This is a genomic window from Pantoea sp. EKM21T (assembly GCF_011800405.1).
Lineage (GTDB): Bacteria > Pseudomonadota > Gammaproteobacteria > Enterobacterales > Enterobacteriaceae > Pantoea > Pantoea agglomerans.
Genome location: NZ_JAALFV010000014.1, coordinates 61583 through 83614, shown reverse-complemented (window position 1 = coordinate 83614; position 22032 = coordinate 61583). Strand labels below are relative to the sequence as shown.

Annotated in this window: 16 protein-coding genes; 14 read left to right on the top strand and 2 right to left on the bottom strand. The window is 56.8% G+C overall.

The window, feature by feature from the left end:
* Positions 1-433: 433 nt before the first annotated feature.
* The 3 genes from HFD87_RS21375 to HFD87_RS21365 are packed head-to-tail and all read left to right on the top strand — an operon-like array spanning position 434 to position 2001.
* Positions 434-763 carry a YqcC family protein gene (locus HFD87_RS21375; RefSeq protein ID WP_010248600.1) on the top strand — a complete coding sequence of 110 codons (330 nt, stop codon included), beginning with the start codon at positions 434-436 and terminating at the stop codon, positions 761-763.
* Positions 763-1542 carry a tRNA pseudouridine(65) synthase TruC gene (gene truC / locus HFD87_RS21370; protein ID WP_163762499.1) on the top strand — a complete coding sequence of 260 codons (780 nt, stop codon included), beginning with the start codon at positions 763-765 and terminating at the stop codon, positions 1540-1542. The genes HFD87_RS21375 and truC overlap by 1 nt, the downstream gene beginning before the upstream one ends.
* Positions 1543-1554: 12 nt before the next feature.
* Entirely contained in the window at positions 1555-2001 is a 447-nt protein-coding gene (locus tag HFD87_RS21365; RefSeq protein WP_010248594.1) for a flavodoxin, read from the top strand.
* A gap of 77 nt (positions 2002-2078) precedes the next feature.
* On the opposite strand, the gene garD is transcribed toward HFD87_RS21365, so the two are convergent.
* Positions 2079-3638, bottom strand: a complete 1560-nt coding sequence (gene garD, locus HFD87_RS21360) for a galactarate dehydratase (protein WP_010672140.1) — start codon at positions 3636-3638, stop codon at positions 2079-2081.
* Positions 3639-4212: 574 nt separating this feature from the next.
* Between garD and HFD87_RS21355 the strand changes: the two genes are divergently transcribed.
* The 6 genes from HFD87_RS21355 (at position 4213) to HFD87_RS21330 (ending at position 11194) form a co-directional block, all read left to right on the top strand.
* A complete protein-coding gene (locus HFD87_RS21355) occupies positions 4213-5574 on the top strand; it encodes an MFS transporter (protein WP_010248591.1) in 1362 nt (453 codons plus the stop codon).
* Positions 5571-6917 carry an enolase C-terminal domain-like protein gene (locus tag HFD87_RS21350; RefSeq protein ID WP_010248589.1) on the top strand — a complete coding sequence of 449 codons (1347 nt, stop codon included), beginning with the start codon at positions 5571-5573 and terminating at the stop codon, positions 6915-6917. Before HFD87_RS21355 ends, HFD87_RS21350 begins: the two co-directional genes overlap by 4 nt.
* A 10-nt stretch (positions 6918-6927) precedes the next feature.
* A complete protein-coding gene (gudD, locus tag HFD87_RS21345) occupies positions 6928-8259 on the top strand; it encodes a glucarate dehydratase (RefSeq protein WP_010248587.1) in 1332 nt (443 codons plus the stop codon).
* 45 nt (positions 8260-8304) lie between these two features.
* The gene (garL, locus tag HFD87_RS21340; protein ID WP_010248585.1) at positions 8305-9075 is read left to right on the top strand and encodes a 2-dehydro-3-deoxyglucarate aldolase; all 771 of its coding nucleotides are present in this window, start codon (positions 8305-8307) and stop codon (positions 9073-9075) included.
* Between the two features lie 19 nt (positions 9076-9094).
* Positions 9095-9979, top strand: a complete 885-nt coding sequence (garR, locus tag HFD87_RS21335) for a 2-hydroxy-3-oxopropionate reductase (RefSeq protein ID WP_010248583.1) — start codon at positions 9095-9097, stop codon at positions 9977-9979.
* A gap of 75 nt (positions 9980-10054) precedes the next feature.
* Positions 10055-11194 (top strand): glycerate kinase, encoded by a 1140-nt coding sequence (locus HFD87_RS21330; RefSeq protein ID WP_158131413.1) that lies wholly within the window; start codon positions 10055-10057, stop codon positions 11192-11194.
* A gap of 54 nt (positions 11195-11248) precedes the next feature.
* Here the strand turns inward: HFD87_RS21330 and barA are convergent, their stop codons facing one another.
* On the bottom strand, positions 11249-13978 hold the full coding sequence (barA, locus tag HFD87_RS21325) for a two-component sensor histidine kinase BarA (RefSeq protein ID WP_010248580.1): 2730 nt from the start codon (positions 13976-13978) through the stop codon (positions 11249-11251).
* Between the two features lie 94 nt (positions 13979-14072).
* On the opposite strand from barA, the gene rlmD reads away from it, so the two are divergent.
* The 5 genes from rlmD (at position 14073) to eno (ending at position 21836) form a co-directional block, all read left to right on the top strand.
* The gene (gene rlmD, locus HFD87_RS21320) at positions 14073-15389 is read left to right on the top strand and encodes a 23S rRNA (uracil(1939)-C(5))-methyltransferase RlmD (protein WP_022623802.1); all 1317 of its coding nucleotides are present in this window, start codon (positions 14073-14075) and stop codon (positions 15387-15389) included.
* Between the two features lie 29 nt (positions 15390-15418).
* A complete protein-coding gene (gene relA, locus HFD87_RS21315; protein ID WP_010248576.1) occupies positions 15419-17650 on the top strand; it encodes a GTP diphosphokinase in 2232 nt (743 codons plus the stop codon).
* 158 nt (positions 17651-17808) lie between these two features.
* Positions 17809-18597 carry a nucleoside triphosphate pyrophosphohydrolase gene (mazG, locus tag HFD87_RS21310; RefSeq protein ID WP_010248574.1) on the top strand — a complete coding sequence of 263 codons (789 nt, stop codon included), beginning with the start codon at positions 17809-17811 and terminating at the stop codon, positions 18595-18597.
* Between the two features lie 229 nt (positions 18598-18826).
* Positions 18827-20464: a glutamine hydrolyzing CTP synthase gene (pyrG, locus tag HFD87_RS21305; RefSeq protein WP_010248572.1), complete on the top strand. Its 1638-nt coding sequence runs from the start codon at positions 18827-18829 to the stop codon at positions 20462-20464.
* Between the two features lie 76 nt (positions 20465-20540).
* The gene (gene eno, locus HFD87_RS21300) at positions 20541-21836 is read left to right on the top strand and encodes a phosphopyruvate hydratase (RefSeq protein WP_010248571.1); all 1296 of its coding nucleotides are present in this window, start codon (positions 20541-20543) and stop codon (positions 21834-21836) included.
* Positions 21837-22032 lie beyond the last annotated feature (196 nt).

Sequence of the window (22032 nt, the reverse complement as noted above, 5' to 3'; positions counted from 1 at the left end):
GTAAAGTTCTGCTGTGAGTACCTTGTGCGCGTAACGAGTTCTGTCAAAATGTTTCGCACTGCAGGAAGCTCAGGAAAAAGATATCGTCAGGATGATGATAAGCCATGAGGCAGGAACGTAACGGAGCTTACGGCACACGGAAGGTTTCAGGATGAAACAGGATCGCTCAGGATTGAGCAAGGGACACCTCCAGGATGGAGAATGAGAACCCCCTCAGAAGAGGTGGTGGGCCAGGATGCTAAGGATACATCAGGACGATGCGCGACAGGAGTTCGCACTGGACAAGTTGTCATGGAAGAGCAGGGAGCATTAACGTGGCGGGATGGCTGCAAACGAACCGGGAGCACTGTTTATACAGTGCTCCCTTTTTTTGTGCCTGTGCCAACAAGTGATATGCTTGCCGCCCATTTTTGACTGCTCGCGGAGGTGGCGCATGGCGCATGAACAATTGATTACGCAACGGCTGGAACAACTGGAAGCGGTGATGCGCGAGCATCATCTCTGGCAGAGTACCCCGCCGGCCGAGGGGGCGCTCGAGAGCCGCGAACCCTTTTGCCTGGATACGCTGGAGCCGCTGCAGTGGCTCCAGTGGGTGTTAGTCCCGCGGATGCATGCCCTGATTGCGGCCCGACATCCGTTACCACAAAATTTTGCCGTGGCCCCCTATTATGAGGTGGCTCTGGTGCCTGACCAGCCGGGTATTGCGCCGCTGTTGCTGACCCTGCGTCAACTTGATGCGTTAATCACGGATGCTGCCCACTGATGCTGGAGATACTCTATCAGGATGAGTGGCTGGTTGCCGTCAACAAGCCCAGCGGCTGGCTGGTTCATCGCAGCTGGCTGGATCGCCATGAAACGGTGTTTGTGATGCAGACCGTTCGTGATCAGATTGGGCAGCATGTGTTTACGGCGCATCGTCTCGACAAGCCCACGTCAGGGGTACTGCTGATGGGGCTCTCCAGTGAAGTCGGACGTCTGCTTTCCCTGCAGTTTGAACAGCACCAGATGCAGAAAACCTACCACGCTGTGGTTCGCGGCTGGCTGGAGAGCAGCGGGACGCTCGATTATCCGCTGGTGGAAGAGCTGGATAAGATTGCCGATAAACACGCCACGGAAGCGCGCACCGCACAGCCCGCGGTCACCGATTATCAGTCACTGGCAACGGTCGAGATGCCGGTCGGCATTGGCCGTTATCCCACTTCGCGTTATAGCCTGGTTGAACTGGCTCCTAAAACCGGTCGCAAGCATCAGCTGCGTCGTCATATGTCACACCTGCGTCATCCGATTATTGGCGATTCGGCGCACGGCGATCTGCGTCAGAACCGGGGTGCTGCCGAACATTTTGGCGCTAACCGCCTGATGCTGCACGCCAGCAGCCTGGCATTAACTCATCCGGTAACCGGTGAACCGTTGCTGCTTCGCGCCGGACTGGATGGCGTCTGGCAGAATCTGATGAGCCAGTTTGGCTGGCAGGATCGCATTCCTGAGGTGCCGCGGGTTGAGTTTGACGCAGCGCCAGGACAGGATAACGTTTCAGAATAAGGGAGAAAGCAGATGGCAAAGATTGGCATTTTTGTAGGTACGGTATATGGCAATGCGCTACTGGTCGCGGAAGAAGCAGAGCCCATTCTGCAGCAGCAGGGGCACAGCGTAACGGTGTTTGACGATCCGACGCTGGCTGACTGGCAAAACTATGCCAGCGACGTGGCGTTAATTGTCACTTCTACTACCGGGCATGGCGATTTTCCCGACACGATTTCAGGTCTGTTCCATGCGATTAAAGATCAGCTCGGTCATCAGCCCGCGCTGCGCTATGGCGTGATTGCGCTGGGTGACAGCAGCTATGACCATTTCTGTGGCGCGGGTAAAACCTTTGACGCGCTGCTGCAGGAGCAGGGCGCTCAGCGGGTTGGTGAGGTGTTACTGGTTGATGCCACTGAAAATCCGGAACCGGAGGCGGTAACCTCGCCGTGGGTTGAAGCCTGGGGCGCGCAGCTCTGATTGCAAGGCCAGGCTTATCTCTGCCTTACAGAGATAAGCCTGTAGTGTGCGCACGGCGATATCCGTTGAGTGCACTGTCAGGTGACAGGCGCCGGGTTAAACACCGCCAGCTGATTACGAATGCCCCAGCGATCGGACCAGGTCTGCTTCCTGCCACTGGCGATATCCAGAATCAATTCAAACAGTCGCCAGCCCACCTGCTCAATACTCTCTTCACCGGTAGCAATCGTCCCGGCATTGATGTCCATCAGATCGTGCCAGCGCTCTGCCAGCGCATTACGCGTCGCCATCTTGATCACCGGAATCGCGGCCAGACCGTAAGGCGTACCGCGACCAGTAGTAAACACCTGCAGGGTGATACCGGATGCCAGCTGCTGTGTACCGCAGACAAAATCGCTGGCGGGCGTGGCCGCGTAGATCAATCCGCGTCGCGTGGGCCGCTGGCCGGGCGAGAGCACTTCAACAATGGCGCTGCGTCCCGATTTTGCGATCGAGCCAAGCGCTTTTTCCACCACGTTCGCCAGCCCGCCTTTCTTATTGCCCGGCGACGGGTTAGCGCTGCGATCGGTCTGGCCCTGGTCGAGGTAATTATCATACCAGGCCATCTCCTCCAGTAAGCGCTTACCGACTTCCTGATTAATCACCCGCGGCGTCAGCAGGTGAATCGCATCACGCACTTCCGTGACTTCCGAGAACATCACGGTGGCACCGCAACGCACCAGCAGATCAGAGGCAAAGCCCACTGCAGGATTTGCCGTCACGCCCGAAAACGCATCGCTGCCACCACACTGCATGCCGACAATCAGTTCTGCTGCAGAGCAGGTTTCGCGCTGGCGCTGATTCAGCCGCTGGAGATGACGCTCCGCCACCTGCAGAATCTCATTGACCATCGCGCCAAAGCCCACCAGCTTTTCATCCTGCAGACGCACGATGTCATGGTCGTCCAGCGAAATCGCCTGCACGTCGGGGGTGCCAGTCAGCAGACGCTCTGGCTGTAACTTTTCACAGCCGAGGCTGACGATCATCACTTCGCCGCCGAAATTTGCATTCAGCGCCAGGTTATGAATGGTGCGAATCGGCACGACCGCCGCGGGTGCGTTGATCGCCACCCCACAGCCATAAAGGTGGTTCAGGGCAACCACACCATCCACGTTCGGATAGCGCGGCAGTAAATCCCGTTCAATGATCTGTACGACATGATCCACCACACCGGCCACGCAGTGGACGCTGGTGGTGATGCCGAGCAGGTTACGCGTGCCTACGCTGCCATCCGCATTGCGGTAACCTTCAAAGGTATAGCCCTCCAGCGGCGGCAAATCAGGCGGAACCTGAGTGGCTAACGGCAGACTCTCCAGCGGAGGGGCTTCCGGCAGCGCAACCAGTGACTCGTCAATCCAGCTGCCCTGGGCAATATCCCGCAATGCATAGCCTATGACTTCGCCATAACGCACGATCTCTGCACCCTGATTAATCGCGCTCAGCGCCACTTTGTGGCCCTGCGGCACATGCTCTGTGAGGGTCAGGCCATCCGCAAACTGCGTACCGGCTGGCAGACCGAGGCTGTTAACCACAATCGCCACATTGTCGTGCTCATGGACTTTGATATAGAGCGGTTGTTCATCTGTTTTTGGGTTCATCGCTCACCTTCCCGTCTGTCGTACCGTACTTGTGCGGCACGCTGTAATGATCTGACCTGTCACGCCCTTGTTTGCCAGCTTCAGTATAGGGAGGCGGGGCGGGTCGCGCATTGTGCAAATGACCACCATTAAGGCAATTCACCTCGCTGTTTTGGGTCGATTATCCAAAAGCAAGTGAAGACCCTCACAAACAGCGGGGGAAAGCGTTATCCGGGGTGGATTTTGCACGGGTATTTGCCACTTTCGTGAGCTATACCGCAGGCTTTTGTGCATTCGCCAGACAATCACTTCAATAAGGCGATTATTCCAGGGCGATGCGCCAATGTGATCGCCACAGGCTGTTCTTATACTGAGTTCCGTTAGCCAAAGTCAGGTTATCTGTCACGACGTATTATTCATCCGAAAGAGGTTGCCTGGGATTATTAACCGCCGCGGCTGCCAGACACCGGATGGATAAATAAAGTTTGCCAAAACAAAAAGATCGCCGTGTTTAACCCAACTTCTCTCTGATACCCAACGCGATGTGTATGCAGTCAGAGCGAATGTAGCTCACGCTATATTTCAGGAGTGCATCATGAATAGTTTCAGCCAGACCGCGGAAACGGTGCAGAAACGCACCAATGCCCGTTACTGGATTGTGGTGATGTTATTTATCGTCACCTCATTCAACTACGGTGACCGCGCAACGATTTCGATTGCCGGTTCGGCGATGTCAAAAGATATTGGCCTCGATTCGGTCGGACTCGGCTATATCTTCTCAGCCTTCTCATGGGCGTATGTTATTGGTCAGATTCCGGGCGGCTGGCTGCTTGACCGCTTCGGCTCAAAACGCGTCTATTTCTGGAGCATCTTTACCTGGTCGCTCTTTACCTTTTTGCAAGGGTTCGTCGATCTGTTCAGCGGCTTCGGCATCATCATGTCGCTGTTTATTCTGCGTTTCCTGGTGGGACTGGCCGAAGCGCCCTCCTTCCCTGGCAACAGCCGCATTGTCGCGGCCTGGTTTCCGGCGCAGGAGCGTGGCACGGCCGTGGCGATCTTCAACTCGGCCCAATACTTCGCCACCGTTATCTTCGCGCCCATCATGGGCTGGCTGGTCTCTTCCGTGGGCTGGGCGCACGTGTTCTGGTTTATGGGCGGCCTGGGCATCATCCTCAGTTTCATCTGGCTGAAAGTGATCCACGATCCCACCGATCACCCTGGCGTGAATAAAGCCGAACTGGAGTACATGGAGCAGGGCGGTGCGCTGATCAACATGGATGTCAAAAAGGATAGCCGCAAAGTGAGCTGGAGCGAGAAGTGGTTCCAGATCAAACAGCTGCTGACGTCACGCATGATGCTGGGTATCTACCTCGGTCAGTACTGCGTTAACGCCTTAACCTACTTTTTTATCACCTGGTTCCCGGTCTATCTGGTACAGGCGCGCGGCATGTCGATTCTCAAAGCGGGCTTTATTGCCTCGATTCCGGCGGTGTGCGGCTTCCTCGGCGGCGTACTGGGCGGGGTGATCTCCGACTGGCTGATGCGTAAAACCGGCTCGCTGAATATCGCGCGTAAAACGCCGATCGTGCTCGGCATGCTGCTCTCTATTTCGATGGTGATGTGTAACTACACCGATACCGAATGGGTGGTGGTGTTCTTCATGGCACTGGCGTTCTTTGGTAAAGGCATCGGTGCGCTGGGCTGGGCGGTGATGGCAGATACCGCGCCGAAAGAGATCAGTGGCCTGAGCGGCGGTCTGTTCAACATGTTCGGTAACTTCTCTGGCATCGTGACGCCTATCGCCATCGGTTACATCATCGCCACCAGCGGCTCCTTTGAAGGAGCGCTGATCTATGTCGGTATTCACGCCTTTGTCGCCGCATTCAGCTTCCTGGTGATCGCGGGCGATATCAAACGTGTCGAACTGAAAACCTGGCCCGGTAAGGATGCATTATGAATACGCAAAGTTCGCCGGTGATTACTGAGATGCAGGTTATCCCGGTCGCCGGTTATGACAGCATGCTGCTCAATATTGGCGGTGCGCACAACGCCTGTTTTACCCGCAATATTGTGGTTCTCACTGACAGCGCCGGTCACACCGGCGTCGGTGAAGCCCCCGGCGGCGACACCATCTATCAGACGCTGGTAGAAGCGATTCCGCAGGTGAAAGGCCAGCAGATTGCGCGAATGAACCGTCTGGTGCAGCAGGTGCACAAAGGCAATCAGTCGGCTGACTTCACCACCTTCGGCAACGGTGCCTGGACTTTTGAGTTGCGGGTCAACGCGGTAGCGGCGCTGGAAGCGGCGCTGCTCGATCTGCTGGGACAGTGTCTGGGCGTACCGGTGGCTGAACTGCTGGGGCCAGGTAAACAGCGTGATGAAGTGACGGTGCTGGGCTATCTGTTCTATCTCGGCGACCGCCGCAAGACCGATCTGCCCTATCTGAGTGGTGAGCAGGCCAGCCACGACTGGTATCACCTGCGTCATCAGGAAGCGCTGACCAGCGATGCCGTGGTGCGGCTGGCTGAGGCGGCTGCGGATAAATATGGCTTCAAAGATTTTAAGCTCAAAGGCGGCGTGTTGCCGGGCGAGCAGGAGATTGCCACCGCGGCGGCGCTGAAGCAGCGCTTTCCCGACGCCCGCATTACGGTCGACCCGAACGGCGCCTGGCTGCTGGACGAGGCGATAGCGCTGTGTAAAGGGATGCAGGATGTGCTGAGCTACGCTGAAGATCCGTGCGGCGCGGAGCAGGGCTATTCGGGACGTGAAGTGATGGCCGAGTTCCGGCGCGCAACCGGCTTACCGGTGGCCACCAATATGATCGCCACCAACTGGCGAGAGATGAATCACGCGGTGATGCTCAATGCGGTCGATATTCCGCTGGCGGATCCTCACTTCTGGACGCTGAGCGGCGCTGTGCGGGTCGCGCAGCTCTGCGATGAGTGGGGCCTCACCTGGGGCTGCCACTCCAATAACCACTTCGATATTTCGCTGGCGATGTTCACCCATGTGGGTGCGGCGGCGCCAGGTAATCCTACCGCGATTGATACCCACTGGATCTGGCAGGAGGGCGATCAGCGCCTGACGAAAAATCCGCTGCAAATCCGCAACGGGAAAATTGCCGTACCGGATGCGCCGGGTCTGGGCATTGAGCTCGACTGGGAGCAGGTAAACAAAGCCAATCAGCTTTATCAGTCACTGCCCGCCGGTGCGCGTAACGACGCTACGGCGATGCAATATCTGGTCCCCGGCTGGACATTTGATCGCAAACGCCCGGCATTTGGCCGTGCAACAGCATAAGGAGCAGGAGATGAGTTCAACACCGAAAGTCACCGCCATGCAGGTTATTCCGGTCGCAGGCTACGACAGCATGCTGCTGAACCTCAGCGGCGCTCACTCGCCATTCTTTACCCGCAACATTGTGATTATCAAAGATAACGCCGGACACACCGGCGTCGGCGAAATCCCGGGCGGCGAAAAAATCCGCCAGACGCTGGAAGATGCGGCGTCGCTGGTGATTGGCAAAACCGTGGGCGAATACAAAAACATTCTCAGCCTGGTGCGCAGCACCTTCGCCGACCGCGATGCCAGCGGGCGCGGCACCCAGACCTTCGATCTGCGCACCACTATTCATGTGGTGACGGGCATTGAAGCGGCGCTGCTCGACCTGCTGGGTCAGCATCTGGAGGTTAATGTGGCCTCGCTGCTGGGCGACGGACAGCAGCGCGACCGCGTTGAGATGCTCGGCTATCTCTTCTACATCGGCGACCGCCGCAAAACGTCCCTCTCTTACCAGAGCCAGGAGAGCGATCCCTGCGACTGGTATCGCCTGCGCCACGAAGAAGCGCTAACCCCGGAGACGGTGGTGCGGCTGGCGGAAGCGGCGTATGAGAAATATGGTTTCAACGATTTCAAACTCAAAGGTGGCGTACTGCGCGGCGGCGAAGAGGCCGAAGCGGTCACCGCGCTGGCTAAGCGTTTTCCTGAAGCCCGTATCACCCTTGATCCCAACGGGGCCTGGTCGCTCAACGAGGCGATCATGCTCGGCAAACAGCTCAAAGATGTGCTCGCCTACGCAGAAGATCCCTGTGGCGCGGAGCAGGGTTACTCCGGCCGTGAAGTGATGGCGGAGTTCCGCCGCGCCACCGGCATGCCAACCGCCACCAATATGATCGCCACCGACTGGCGTCAGATGGGCCATACCCTGTCGCTGCAGTCGGTGGACATTCCGCTGGCAGATCCGCACTTCTGGACCATGCAGGGTTCGGTGCGGGTAGCACAGATGTGTCACGACTTCGGCCTGACATGGGGCTCGCACTCCAATAACCACTTCGACATTTCGCTGGCGATGTTCACCCACGTCGCCGCTGCCGCGCCGGGCGCGATCACCGCCATTGATACCCACTGGATCTGGCAGGAGGGCAATCAGCGCCTGACCAAAGAGCCATTCCAGATCAAAGGCGGCATGGTGCAGGTACCGCAGAAGCCCGGTCTCGGCGTCGAGCTGGATATGGATCAGGTAATGCAGGCCAACGCGCTCTATCAGAAGCAGGGGCTGGGCGCGCGTGACGATGCCGAAGCGATGCAATTTTTAGTGCCGGGATGGACCTACGACAACAAACGTCCCTGCCTGGTACGTTAACCTTTTCGGCTCCCCACGGGGAGCCATCGTCACAGGAGTTTAACCATGAGTAATGCAGCCTGGCCAAATGGATTTCGTCGTCGTTTGTTAGCGGGTGAAACCCTGATCGGCAGCTGGTGTGCGCTTGCCAGCCCGATCTCTACCGAGATTTTAGGGCTGGCCGGTTTTGACTGGCTGGTCCTGGATGGCGAACACGCGCCCAACGATATCACCACGTTTGTGCCGCAGCTGATGGCGCTTAAAGGCAGCCACAGTGCGCCCGTGGTGCGTCCGCCCTGCAACGAGCCGGTGATCATTAAGCGTCTGCTGGATATCGGGTTTAACAACTTCCTGGTGCCATTTGTCGAGACCGAAGAGGAAGCAGTGCGTGCCGTCGCCTCAACCCGCTATCCGCCAGCCGGCATTCGCGGTGTCTCGGTTTCGCACCGCAGCAACATGTACGGCACCCTGCCGGATTACAACAGCACCATCAATGACAACATCACGGTGCTGGTGCAGATCGAAACCCAGCAGGCGGTCGACAACATTGACGCCATCGCGGCGGTGGACGGTGTCGACGGTATTTTTGTCGGGCCGGGCGATCTCTCTGCTGCGCTGGGCTATCTCGGTCAGCCCGCGCATCCTGAAGTGCTGAAAGTGATTAAACACATTTTTGAACGCGCCAAAGCCGCCGGTAAGCCGAGCGGCATTCTGGCACCGGTGGAAGCGGACGCGCGTCGTTATCTGGAGTGGGGTGCCACTTTTGTCGCCGTCGGCAGCGATGTCGGTATGTTCCGCAACGCCTCTCAGGCGTTATGCGACAAATTTAAGCGCTAATCAATCAAGGGGAAACGCAATGAAAATTGGATTTATCGGCCTGGGTATTATGGGCAAACCAATGAGTAAAAATCTGGTGAAAGCCGGTTATTCGCTGGTGGTGCGCGATCATAACGCTGACAACGAAGCGGAACTGACTGAACTGGGCGCGACCGTGGCGAAATCGCCAAAAGAGGTGGCTGAGCAGTGCGATGTGGTGATTACCATGGTGCCCAACTCGCCGCAGGTCATCGAAGTCTGCCTGGGTAAAAATGGCATTATCGAAGGGGCGAAGCCAGGCCTGGTGGTCATCGACATGAGCTCCATTGCGCCGCTGGCGAGCCGTGAAGTCCACGATGCGCTGGCAGAAAAAGGGATCAAAATGCTGGATGCGCCGGTCAGTGGCGGTGAACCTAAAGCGATTGAAGGCACGCTCTCTGTGATGGTCGGCGGTGATAAAGCGGTGTTCGATACCTGCTACGACATCATGAAATCGATGGCGGGATCGGTGGTGCATACCGGCGACATCGGTGCGGGTAACGTGACTAAGCTGGCCAACCAGGTGATTGTGGCGCTGAATATTGCGGCGATGTCCGAGGCGTTATCACTGGCGACCAAAGCGGGTGTGAATCCGGATCTGGTCTATCAGGCGATTCGTGGCGGCCTGGCCGGCAGTACGGTACTGGATGCCAAAGCGCCCATGGTGATGGATCGCAACTTCAAACCCGGCTTCCGCATTGACCTGCATATCAAAGATCTGGCGAACGCGCTGGATACCTCGCACAGCATCGGCGCGCATCTGCCGCTAACGGCGGCGGTGATGGAGATGATGCAGGCGCTGCGTAACGACGGACAGGGTAGCGCCGACCACAGCGCGCTGGCCTGCTATTATGAGAAGTTAGCGAAGGTTGAAATCGCCCGCTAAAACCCGGTGTCGGTCTCTGCGGAAACCGGACTGGTTCAGAGCCGTTTCAATTACTCAACTGCGCTCGGATTGCCTATGAAAATCGTAATCGCACCGGATTCATATAAAGAGAGTTTATCCGCCCTGGATGTGGCATCGGCGATTGAAGCGGGTTTCCGTGACATCTTTCCCGATGCGCATTACGTGAAAATACCGGTCGCCGACGGCGGTGAAGGAACGGTAGAAGCGATGGTGGCGGCGACGAAGGGAAAAATCGTCAGGCTGAAGGTGACGGGGCCGCTGGGAACAGAGGTTGACGCCTTCTATGGCCTGTCCGGCGATGAGTCCACCGCCTATATCGAAATGGCAGCGGCCAGTGGACTGGAGCGGGTGCCTGCATCGCAGCGTGACCCGCTGATAACGACCTCATTTGGCACCGGCGAGTTGATCAGACATGCGCTGGATAAGGGGGTCGGCCACATCATCATTGGTATCGGCGGCAGCGCCACCAATGATGGCGGAGCCGGCATGATGCAGGCGCTGGGCGCCCGGCTGCTGGACGACCAGGGCTGCGAGATCGGTCACGGTGGCGGTGCACTCGCCGATCTTGCCAGCATCGATATTGACGCGCTGGACGCCCGCATTCATCAGTGCCGCATTGAAGTGGCCTGTGACGTCACGAATCCGCTGACGGGCAAAGAGGGTGCATCGGCCATTTTCGGCCCGCAGAAAGGGGCGACACCGGCGCTGGTGCAGCAGCTCGATCAGGCGCTGGCCCATTACGCCGCGATTATTCACCGCGATCTCGATATTGATGTGCTGCATATTCCGGGCGGCGGCGCAGCGGGCGGTATGGGGGCGGCGCTGCACGCCTTCTGTCAGGCAGAGCTGCGGCGCGGCATTGAGATTGTTACTGAAGCGCTGGGGCTGGCGGAAGAGGTAAAAGATGCTGACCTGGTAATTACCGGTGAAGGGCGTATCGACAGCCAGAGTATTAATGGCAAGGTGCCGATCGGCGTCGCCAGCGTGGCAAAGCGCTTTAATAAGCCGGTGATTGGCATCGCCGGAAGCCTGACGGCCGATGTCGGCGTGGTGCATCAGCACGGGATCGATGCGGTATTCAGCGTGCTCTACAGCATCTGTTCCCTGGATGAGGCACTCGCCAGCGCCGGAAAGAATGTTGAGATGACGGCGCGTAATGTGGCAGCCACGTTAAAGCTGGCCGGGTTTAACTAACCACCAGCATTACCCGGCCACTCCACATCGGCCGGGTTTAACTCACCGCCAGCCTTATCCAATCCCTAACAGCTGGCGGGCTTCTCGGGCGACGTTCTCCATCTCATCCTGCAGCTCCAGCAGTTCCGGCTCCAGCGCAGCGATATCGCTGGCCTCCAGCAGCTCTCTTTCCAGCTGATGGCAGAGTTGCTTCATGCGCGGCACGCCGCTGTAGCTGGCACTGCCGTGCAGCTTGTGAATAATCTCACGCAGGGCGTTGACCTCATTGGTCGACATAAACTGCGCCATCTTCGCATGCACTTCCGGTAAAAATTCCAGCAGCATCCGCAGCAGATCGCGCGCCAGATCGGCTTTGTTCGCCGCCTGTCGCAGCGCCAGTTGCCAGTCCAGCGTGGGTAATATTGGCAGCAGCTCCGGCACGGTGACCACCGGTGGTGGCGTATAGCGCGCCAGCAACTGTCTTAACTTGCTCTCATCAATCGGTTTGGCAAGATAGTCATTCATGCCCGCCTTGATCAATTGTTCACGCTCGCCATCAATCGCATGGGCGGTGACCGCCACAATCGGTGTACTGGCATGATGCGGCATGCTGCGGATAATTTCGCTGGCGCGAATGCCATCGATATCCGGCATCTGAATATCCATCAGAATCACATCCAGCGACTGCTGACGTGCCTCACGGATGGCGTGTTCGGCGCTGCTGCACAGCAGGATGTTCTGCACCTGCTCCTCCAGCAGCGCGCCAATCAGCTTGAGGTTGGCGGGATTATCATCCACCGCCATCACCGTCAGCGGCAGCCGGGGTGAAAGCGGCAGTTCACTGATCTGACGGGTATGCAGATCCAGTAACATCGGCAGGAGTCGCGTCAGGGAGATCGGTTTAGCGATGCAACCGTCAATGCCGCGTACCTTCAGTTCATCCGCCAGCAACATCATCGGGCTGGGGAGCGCCATCAGCACGTTGTCGGCCCGATCCAGCAGCGCATTAATCATGCGTTCATTGAGCAGCTCGGGCTGACTGATGTCGACCGGCATCGCCATCAGCAGCAGCGGATAGTGAGACGCTTTTAAACCCTCCAGCGTTTCGCTGTAATCGATCTGCAATGGTGTGGCGCTCAACATCTCCAGTGCTGCGCTGGCAACGTTAGCATCCGCTTCAACATAGGCAATGCGCGCATGTGACAGCGCATCCAGCACGCGTGGCATGCCGGGCGCATTGGGATTGAGATCCAGCTGCACGCGAATCACAAAGGTGGAGCCCTTGTCCGGCTGGCTGCTGAAGGTGATTTCGCCGCCCATCTCCCGCACCAGTTTCTGGGTGATCACCAGCCCCAGCCCGGTGCCGCCATGACGGCGCGAAATGCTGGCGTCAGCCTGACGGAACGCCTGGAACAGCTGTGTCTGTTGCTGCTCAGAGATGCCGATACCGCTATCTTCAACCTGAATCTCCAGCTCGACGCGCGACTGCGTAATCACCCGCTGTCCGACACGCAGGCCGATATACCCTTTCTCGGTAAACTTGATCGCGTTACCGATCAGGTTAATCAGAATCTGTTGCAGGCGCAGCGCATCGCCAATCACGTTGTCCGGCACGCTGCTGTCACACACCACCGTCAGCTCCAGCCCTTTGTCATGCGCCGACGGGGCCAGCAGCACCAGCGTTTCATCCAGTGTGGCACGCAGCGGGAAGGGGATCGCCTCCAGCATCAGTTTGCCCGCTTCCAGCTTCGAGAAATCGAGCACGTCATTGATAATACTAAGCAGGTTATTGGCTGAACGTTCAATGGTCTGCATATAGTCGCGCTGGGTGGTGCGCAGCTGGGTTTTCAGCATCTGCCGGGTAAAGCCCAGCACGCCATTAAGCGGCGTCCGCAGCTCATGCGACATATTGGCCAGAAACTCAGATTTGATACGCGCCGCTTCCTGGGCGCGTTTCTTCGCCAGATCCAGCTCAACGTTCTGAATCTCCAGCTGTTCCAGCGTCTCTCGCAGATCGTAGGTCGCCTGATCGATATTGTGCTGCATCTCTTCGTGATAGGCGGTCAGCGACATCGCCATCGCATTAATCCCGTTTTTCAGAATGCTGAGTTCACCCAGCATGTATCCCTCAACGCGGCTGTCGAGCTGGCCGCGACGGATGCGGTCAACGGTGGTGACCATATTGCGGATCGGGCCGGTGACATCACGCATCAGACGATAGGCAAATAGCATGGCCAGGCAGAGGCAGAAGAGCAGCATCAGCGTGGCGACAAACACCTCTTTGTACTGCTGCAGGCGCACCGACTGCAGATCCAGCTCTATCGCCACGTAGCCCAGCGGATTGCCCGACGGCTTGGCATCTTCGTCCGGCAATTCATCCACATCGTAACGCTCGGTGGTGATCGGAGTGCGCAGAATCAATACGTTGCCGTGACGCTCCATGGAGACATCGTCGGGCAGGGCGCGGATATCATCCTGTTGCAGCAGGCTGAGGTTCTGCTTGTGATTGGAGGTGACGTAGAGTTGGTTGTGATTATCAAACACCGAGATCGCCCGGACGATGCCCGAATGGCGGCGGTGCAGCAGGCTGACCAGTTCACGCATGGCGTCACGGTTGTGCCAGGTCATGCTGTATTCGCTGGAGATCGCCAGCGGTTCAATGATATTGGCTCCGGCATCGATAACCTGGCGCTGCAGTTCATTGTAGCGGTGCACCACAAAAAATGAGCTGAGCAGCAGGCCAACCATCAGCGTGGGTGCCAGAATTAAAATCATCATTCGCGCCCGCAGGCTGTATTTGGTCATAATAGTCGCCTGGCTACTCCGGCATTAACGTCCCTGTGCATGCTGTCGACAAAAACAATGCAGGTCGTTTTCGATAAAGAGAATTAATAACACTATGGCGCAATTTTACGTTGCAAAACAGCGCGTGACGACGCAACAACGGATCACCGTCACCATTGAGGCGCTTGATCCGTTCGGACAAGGGGTGGCGCGTCACAAGGGCAAAACCCTTTTTGTCGCCGGTGCCCTGCCTGGGGAACAGGCGGAGGTCATGCTGACAGAGGATAAACGTCAATTTGCCCGGGCGAAAGTGACACGACTGATTAGCCGCAGTCCGGCGCGCGTCACGCCGCGCTGCCCACATTATGAACGCTGCGGCGGCTGCCAGCAGCAGCATGCCGATGTGGCGCTGCAACAGCAGAGCAAAGCCCAGGCGCTGAGCCGGATGCTGCGTCAGGCCGCCGCACAAGACGTGGCGGTGGATGAGGTGATCGCCGGTCAGCCCTGGGGCTATCGTCGTCGCGCCCGTCTGGGGCTGCAATGGCAAAATAAGGCGCAGCGGTTGCAGATGGGCTTCCGTCAGGAAGCCAGCAACGATCTGGTTGATATTCAGCAATGCCCCATTTTAGTGCCCGAACTTGAGGCTTTACTGGTTCCATTGCACCAGTGTCTCAGTGACTTACGCGCCGTCAGGCGTCTCGGGCATGTGGAGCTGGTGCTGGCAGACAACGGGCCGCTGATGATTCTGCGCCATCTTGATGCGCTGCATGCGGATGACCGTGAAAAACTGGAACAGTTTTCGCATAAGCATCAGCTGATGCTGTTCCTGGATGCGGGCGAGGAAGAGTTGAGTGCGTTAAATGAGTCGACGCCGTTTTATCAATCTCACCAGCTTAAGCTAACCTTCAGCCCACAGGATTTTATTCAGGTTAACGATGGTGTTAATCAGCAGATGGTCGCGAAGGCAATTGCCTGGCTCGATCTGCAGCCGGAAGACCGGGTGCTGGATCTGTTTTGCGGCATGGGAAACTTCACACTTCCTATAGGAATCTTCGTACATAATGTGGTTGGTGTGGAGGGGATTGCAGCATTAGTGCGGCAGGCAGCGTATAATGCTGATTTGAATAATCTTAAAAATGTCAGTTTCTATCAGCATAATCTGGAAGAAGAAGTGTCGCGCCAGCCGTGGGCGGCACAGGGATTTAACAAGGTATTACTCGATCCGGCACGCGCCGGGGCTGCGGGCGTAATGGCGCATGTGGTTAAACTTGCACCAGATCGCGTGGTCTATGTTTCGTGTAATCCCACCACACTCGCCCGCGACAGCCAGACATTGCTGTCTGCAGGCTACCAATTGGAAAGGGTCGCGATGCTGGATATGTTCCCACATACCCGTCATCTCGAATCCATGGTGCTGTTCAGAAAAACATAAGCGATGTATGTCGTTGTGCAGGAGAGGTTATGGTTGCGGTCAGAAGTGCGCATTTAAATACTGAGGGGGATTTCGCCCTCGACCAGTGGATCGCCAGTCTCGGTATTGCCAACCCGCAATCATGTCAACGTGTGGCCGAGACCTGGCGCTACTGCGAAGCGCAGACGCAGGGCCATCCTGATCAGTCGCTGCTGCTGTGGCGCGGTATTGAGATGGTTGAAATCCTCTCAATGCTCAGCATGGATATCGAAAGCCTGTGTGCGGCGCTGATTTTCCCGCTGGCTAACGATGAAGTGGTGAGTGAAGAGGAGCTGGAAACCGCAGTCGGCAAAGGCATTGTCTCGCTGGTACACGGCGTGCGCGATATGGACGCTATCCGCCAGCTGAAAGCGATCCACAACGACTCCATGGCCTCTGAACAGGTGGATAACGTTCGCCGCATGCTGCTGGCGATGGTAGAAGATTTCCGCTGCGTAGTGCTGAAGCTGGCTGAACGCATCATGAACCTGCGCGAAATGAAAGATGCGCCGGAAGATGAGCGGGTACTGGCCGCCAAAGAGAGCACCAATATCTATGCGCCACTGGCCAACCGTCTCGGTATTGGTCAGCTCAAATGGGAGCTGGAAGATTACTGCTTCCGCTACCTGCATCCCGACGAATATAAGCGCATCGCCAAATTACTGCATGAGCGGCGTATTGACCGTGAGCAGTACATCGAAAACTTCGTCAGCAATCTGCGCAAAGAGATGGTCAAAGAGGGCGTGCGCGCCGAAGTCTATGGCCGTCCGAAACATATCTACAGCATCTGGCGCAAGATGCAGAAAAAATCGCTGGCCTTTGATGAGCTGTTTGACGTGCGGGCGGTGCGCATCGTCGCCGATCGCCTGCAGGATTGCTACGGTGCGCTGGGTACGGTGCATACGCTCTATCGCCATCTGCCCAGTGAATTCGATGACTACGTCGCTAACCCCAAACCCAACGGCTACCAGTCGATTCATACGGTGGTGTTAGGGCCGCAGGGCAAAACGGTGGAGATCCAGATCCGTACCCGCCAGATGCATGAAGATGCCGAGCTGGGCGTGGCGGCGCACTGGAAATATAAAGAGGGGCCAACTTCCAGCAGCGCGCGTGGCGCGGCCGGTCATGAAGAGCGGATCGCCTGGCTGCGTAAGCTCATCAGCTGGCAGGAAGAGATGGCGGACTCCGGCGAACTGCTGGAAGAGGTCCGCAGCCAGGTGTTCGATGACCGGGTCTACGTCTTTACCCCGAAAGGCGACGTGGTGGATCTGCCCGCTGGATCGACGCCGCTCGACTTTGCCTATCATATTCACAGCGACATCGGTCACCGCTGCATCGGCGCGAAAATCGGTGGCCGCATCGTGCCGTTCACCTACCAGCTGCAGATGGGCGATCAGGTTGAAGTGATCACCCAGAAGCAGCCGAACCCGAGCCGCGACTGGCTCAATCCGAATCTGGGCTACATCACCACCAACCGTGGACGCTCGAAGATCCACAACTGGTTCCGCAAGCAGGATCGCGACAAGAATATTATCGCCGGACGGCAGATTCTGGATAACGAACTGAATCAGCTGGATATCAGCCTGCGCGAAGCCGAAAAACTGCTGCTGCCGCGCTATAACGTCACCTCGCTTGAAGAGCTGCTGGCGGCGATTGGCGGCGGCGATATTCGTCTTAACCAGATGGTTAACTTCCTGCAGGCGAAGCTGAACAAGCCGAGCGCCGAAGAGGAAGATCGCGAAGCGCTGCGCCAGCTGACCCAGAAATCGTACACTCCCTCTTCACGCAAAGAGAGCGGACGCGTCGTCGTGGAAGGCGTGGGCAACCTGATGCACCACATTGCCCGCTGCTGCCAGCCGATTCCGGGGGATGATATTGTCGGCTTCATCACCCAGGGGCGCGGCATCTCTATTCACCGCGCCGACTGCGACCAGCTGGCTGAACTCATTTCGCATGCGCCGGAACGTATCGTCGATGCGGTGTGGGGCGAAAGTTACTCCAGCGGCTATTCGCTGGTGGTGCGCGTGACCGCCAACGATCGCAGCGGCTTACTGCGTGACATCACCACCATTCTCGCCAACGAGAAAGTGAATGTCCTGGGCGTCTCAAGCCGCAGCGACACCAAAAAACAGCTGGCGACCATCGACATGGATATCGAGATCTACAACCATCAGGTACTGGGACGTGTCCTGGCGCGTCTGAACCAGGTCTCTGATATCATTGACGCCCGTCGCCTGCACTGATATTCAGGCAGGCACTGAGGCAACCGGCAGCTGGAGGTTGCGCAGGCGTTTTCTGCACCACCAGACACGGCCGGACGCGGTGAATAGCGTCCTGCCGTGTTGTACGCTTTGCCTCTTCGCCCGTTGCCTGTCATCTCACTAATCAAGGATCCTCCTGAATGAACGCTATTGAGCGCCTGCTTGGCATAATGAAAACCCTGCGCGATCCACAACATGGCTGTCCGTGGGATCGTGAACAGACCTTCGCCACCATCGCGCCCTATACGCTGGAAGAGACCTACGAAGTGCTGGACGCTATCCAGCGCGAAGATTTTGACGATCTGCGCGGTGAGCTGGGCGATCTGCTGTTTCAGGTGGTGTTCTATGCGCAGATGGCCAGCGAACAGGATCGCTTTAATTTTGAGGATGTCTGCCACGCAATCAGCGACAAGCTGGAGCGCCGTCATCCACACATTTTTGGCGATGCCACAGCAGAAACCAGCAGCGAAGTGCTGAAAAACTGGGAAGCGATAAAAACCGCTGAGCGGGCTGACAAAGCCCAGCATTCGGCGCTGGATGATATCCCTAAGGCACTGCCCGCACTGATGCGCGCCCACAAGATTCAGAAGCGTTGTCACAATGTCGGATTCGACTGGACCACGCTGGGGCCGGTGGTGGCTAAGGTGCATGAAGAGATTGATGAAGTGATGCACGAGGCACAGCAGAGCGTGGTGGATGGTGAGAAGCTGGAAGAGGAGATTGGCGACCTGCTGTTCGCCACGGTTAACCTGTCGCGCCATCTGGGCAGCAAAGCGGAAACTGCGCTGCAAAAGGCCAACGACAAGTTTGAGCGCCGCTTCCGCGAAGTCGAAGCGATCATCGCTGCACAGGGGTTAAGTATGCCGGGTGCCACGCTGGAGCAGATGGAGGCCGCCTGGCAGCAAGTGAAACGGGGCGAGAAGCGCTGATTATTCCAGCGCTGTGCATAAAGTCACCGCTTTCGCTTACTCGATTCAGCCTGACGGCAACTTTGTGACGCACGTCAACATTTCATTGGCGGCTATCGGCTATGTTAGCCGCAGCAATGCGTTGGAGGATGGCGGTGATTCATCAATTGTGGCTGATAGCGGTTTCCAGTATACTGTTTTCCCGTCCTGGTTATTCCACCGTCTTTAAACCTAAACTCTCAGGTTCAGCATGACAACGAATTATATTTTTGTGACCGGCGGGGTCGTTTCCTCTCTGGGTAAAGGCATTGCCGCAGCCTCCCTCGCAGCCATTCTCGAAGCCCGTGGTCTGAACGTGACCATCATGAAGCTGGACCCGTATATCAACGTGGATCCAGGCACCATGAGCCCGACGCAGCACGGTGAAGTTTTCGTCACTGATGACGGCGCTGAAACCGATCTGGATTTGGGTCACTACGAGCGCTTCATCCGTACCAAAATGTCGCGTCGTAACAACTTCACCACTGGCCGTATCTACTCAGAAGTCCTGCGCAAAGAGCGCCGTGGCGACTATCTGGGCGCAACCATTCAGGTTATTCCGCACATCACCAACGCCATCAAAGAGCGCATTATTGAAGGCGGTGAAGGTCATGATGTGGTACTGGTCGAAATCGGCGGCACGGTCGGGGATATCGAATCACTGCCGTTCCTGGAAGCGATTCGCCAGATGGCCGTTGATGTGGGCCGCGAACACACCATGTATATGCACCTGACGCTGGTGCCGTATATGGCGGCTGCCGGTGAAGTGAAAACCAAACCGACCCAGCACTCGGTGAAAGAGCTGCTGTCGATTGGTATTCAGCCAGACGTGCTGATTTGCCGTTCTGACCGTGCCGTACCGGCCAACGAACGCGCTAAAATCGCCCTGTTCTGTAACGTCCCTGAAAAAGCGGTTATCTCGCTGAAAGACGTTGATTCCATTTACAAGATTCCTGGCATGCTGAAATCGCAGGGCCTGGATGACTATATCTGCAAGCGCTTCAACCTGAATGCACCGGAAGCCAATCTGGCCGAATGGGAGCAGGTGATCTACGAAGAAGCCAATCCGGGTGGTGAAGTCACCATCGGTATGGTGGGCAAGTATGTGGAATTGCCGGATGCCTACAAGTCGGTCATCGAAGCGCTGAAACATGGCGGCCTGAAAAATCGCGTCACCGTGAACATCAAACTGATCGATTCGCAGGATGTTGAATCACGCGGTGTCGAATTACTGAAAGATCTGGATGCGATTCTGATCCCGGGTGGCTTCGGTTACCGTGGCGTGGAAGGCAAGCTGATGACCGCGCAGTATGCACGTGAAAACAACGTGCCGTACCTCGGCATCTGCCTGGGCATGCAGGTTGCGCTGATGGAGTTCGCCCGTAATGTCGCCGGGATGCCGGGCGCCAACTCCACGGAATTTGTGCCAGACTGTAAATATCCGGTGGTGGCATTAATCACCGAATGGCGTGACGAAGATGGCAACGTCGAAGTCCGCAGCGAGCAGAGCGATCTGGGCGGCACGATGCGTCTGGGCAGCCAGCAGTGTCAGTTAACGCCGGGCAGCCAGGTTCGCCAGCTCTACGGCTCTGACACTATCGTTGAGCGCCATCGCCACCGCTATGAAGTGAACAATATGCTGTTAAAGCAGATTGAAGCAGCCGGTCTGCGCGTAGCAGGTCGCTCTGGTGATGATCAACTGGTTGAGATTATCGAGATCCCGAACCATCCGTGGTTTGTGGCCTGCCAGTTCCATCCTGAGTTTACCTCGACCCCACGCGACGGCCATCCGTTGTTTGCCGGCTTTGTTAAAGCCGCACATGAGCATCAGAAGCGTTTAGCGAAGTAAGTTTCACAGGCAGCGCGCGAACTTTTCGCGCGTTGCTTGTCTTAGGATTGACTAACTTGTACTGAGGAAAATCGTAATGTCCAAAATCGTAAAAGTCATCGGTCGCGAAATTATCGACTCACGTGGTAACCCGACTGTTGAAGCTGAAGTGCATCTGGAAGGCGGTTTCGTAGGCCTGGCAGCTGCACCATCAGGTGCCTCTACCGGTTCACGCGAAGCGCTGGAACTGCGTGACGGTGACAAATCACGTTATCTGGGCAAAGGCGTAACCAAAGCCGTTGCTGCAGTAAACGGTCCGATTGCTGAAGCGGTAAAAGGCAAAGACGCGAAAGATCAGGCGAACATCGATAAGATCATGATCGACCTGGACGGTACTGAGAACAAATCTAACTTCGGTGCTAACGCCATTCTGGCTGTTTCACTGGCAGCTGCTAAAGCCGCTGCAGCCTCTAAAGGTCAGCCGCTGTATGAGCACATCGCTGAACTGAACGGCACCCCAGGCAAATACTCTATGCCACTGCCAATGATGAACATCATCAACGGCGGCGAACATGCCGACAACAACGTCGACATCCAGGAATTCATGATCCAGCCGGTTGGCGCTCCGAACCTGAAAGAAGCCATCCGTATGGGTTCTGAAGTGTTCCACAGCCTGGCAAAAGTGCTGAAAAGCAAAGGCATGAGCACTGCAGTGGGTGACGAAGGCGGCTACGCGCCTAACCTGGGTTCAAACGCCGAAGCGCTGGCTGTTATCGCTGAAGCGGTAAAAGCAGCAGGCTACGAGCTGGGCAAAGACATCACCCTGGCGATGGACTGTGCGGCATCTGAGTTCTACAAAGATGGCAAATACGTTCTGGCCGGTGAAGGCGGTAAATCGTTTACCTCTGAAGAGTTCACCCACTTCCTGGAAGATCTGACTAAACAGTATCCGATCGTTTCTATCGAAGATGGCCTGGACGAATCTGACTGGGACGGCTTCGCTTACCAGACCAAAGTACTGGGCGACAAAATCCAGCTGGTGGGTGATGACCTGTTCGTTACCAACACCAAAATTCTGAAAGAAGGTATCGATAAAGGTATCGCTAACTCCATTCTGATCAAATTCAACCAGATCGGTTCTCTGACCGAAACTCTGGCTGCGATCAAAATGGCGAAAGACGCGGGCTACACTGCCGTGATCTCTCACCGTTCAGGCGAAACCGAAGATGCGACCATCGCTGACCTGGCGGTAGGTACTGCAGCGGGCCAGATCAAAACCGGTTCAATGAGCCGTTCTGACCGTGTTGCTAAGTACAACCAGCTGATCCGTATCGAAGAAGCGCTGGGTTCTAAAGCGCCATTCAACGGTCTGAAAGAAGTTAAAGGTCAGTAATGACTGTGCGTTGATGTCGCGCTAAGTGACATCATCGGCCTCTGAAGCCCCGCCTTGTGCGGGGCTTTTTGTTGGTGGCGGTGAGCAGACGCAGATGGCAAGGCCCGATCGCCAAAGCGGCATCTCTGCCGGCCCGGTTCGCGCGATTACGCACCTCATCCCTGAAGTGCGCCCGTTACCGGGCCAACGCTTTGCG

Bases quoted from the DNA above. Each gene is read 5' to 3' on its own strand.
- rlmD (WP_022623802.1), top strand. From the start codon at position 14,073: ATGGCGCAATTTTACGTTGCAAAACAGCGCGTGACGACGCAACAACGG.
- HFD87_RS21355 (WP_010248591.1), top strand. From the start codon at position 4,213: ATGAATAGTTTCAGCCAGACCGCGGAAACGGTGCAGAAACGCACCAAT.
- gudD (WP_010248587.1), top strand. From the start codon at position 6,928: ATGAGTTCAACACCGAAAGTCACCGCCATGCAGGTTATTCCGGTCGCA.
- mazG (WP_010248574.1), top strand. From the start codon at position 17,809: ATGAACGCTATTGAGCGCCTGCTTGGCATAATGAAAACCCTGCGCGAT.
- HFD87_RS21330 (WP_158131413.1), top strand. From the start codon at position 10,055: ATGAAAATCGTAATCGCACCGGATTCATATAAAGAGAGTTTATCCGCC.
- eno (WP_010248571.1), top strand. From the start codon at position 20,541: ATGTCCAAAATCGTAAAAGTCATCGGTCGCGAAATTATCGACTCACGT.
- truC (WP_163762499.1), top strand. From the start codon at position 763: ATGCTGGAGATACTCTATCAGGATGAGTGGCTGGTTGCCGTCAACAAG.
- HFD87_RS21375 (WP_010248600.1), top strand. From the start codon at position 434: ATGGCGCATGAACAATTGATTACGCAACGGCTGGAACAACTGGAAGCG.
- HFD87_RS21350 (WP_010248589.1), top strand. From the start codon at position 5,571: ATGAATACGCAAAGTTCGCCGGTGATTACTGAGATGCAGGTTATCCCG.
- pyrG (WP_010248572.1), top strand. From the start codon at position 18,827: ATGACAACGAATTATATTTTTGTGACCGGCGGGGTCGTTTCCTCTCTG.
- garD (WP_010672140.1), bottom strand. From the start codon at position 3,638: ATGAACCCAAAAACAGATGAACAACCGCTCTATATCAAAGTCCATGAG.
- relA (WP_010248576.1), top strand. From the start codon at position 15,419: ATGGTTGCGGTCAGAAGTGCGCATTTAAATACTGAGGGGGATTTCGCC.
- garR (WP_010248583.1), top strand. From the start codon at position 9,095: ATGAAAATTGGATTTATCGGCCTGGGTATTATGGGCAAACCAATGAGT.
- HFD87_RS21365 (WP_010248594.1), top strand. From the start codon at position 1,555: ATGGCAAAGATTGGCATTTTTGTAGGTACGGTATATGGCAATGCGCTA.
- garL (WP_010248585.1), top strand. From the start codon at position 8,305: ATGAGTAATGCAGCCTGGCCAAATGGATTTCGTCGTCGTTTGTTAGCG.
- barA (WP_010248580.1), bottom strand. From the start codon at position 13,978: ATGACCAAATACAGCCTGCGGGCGCGAATGATGATTTTAATTCTGGCA.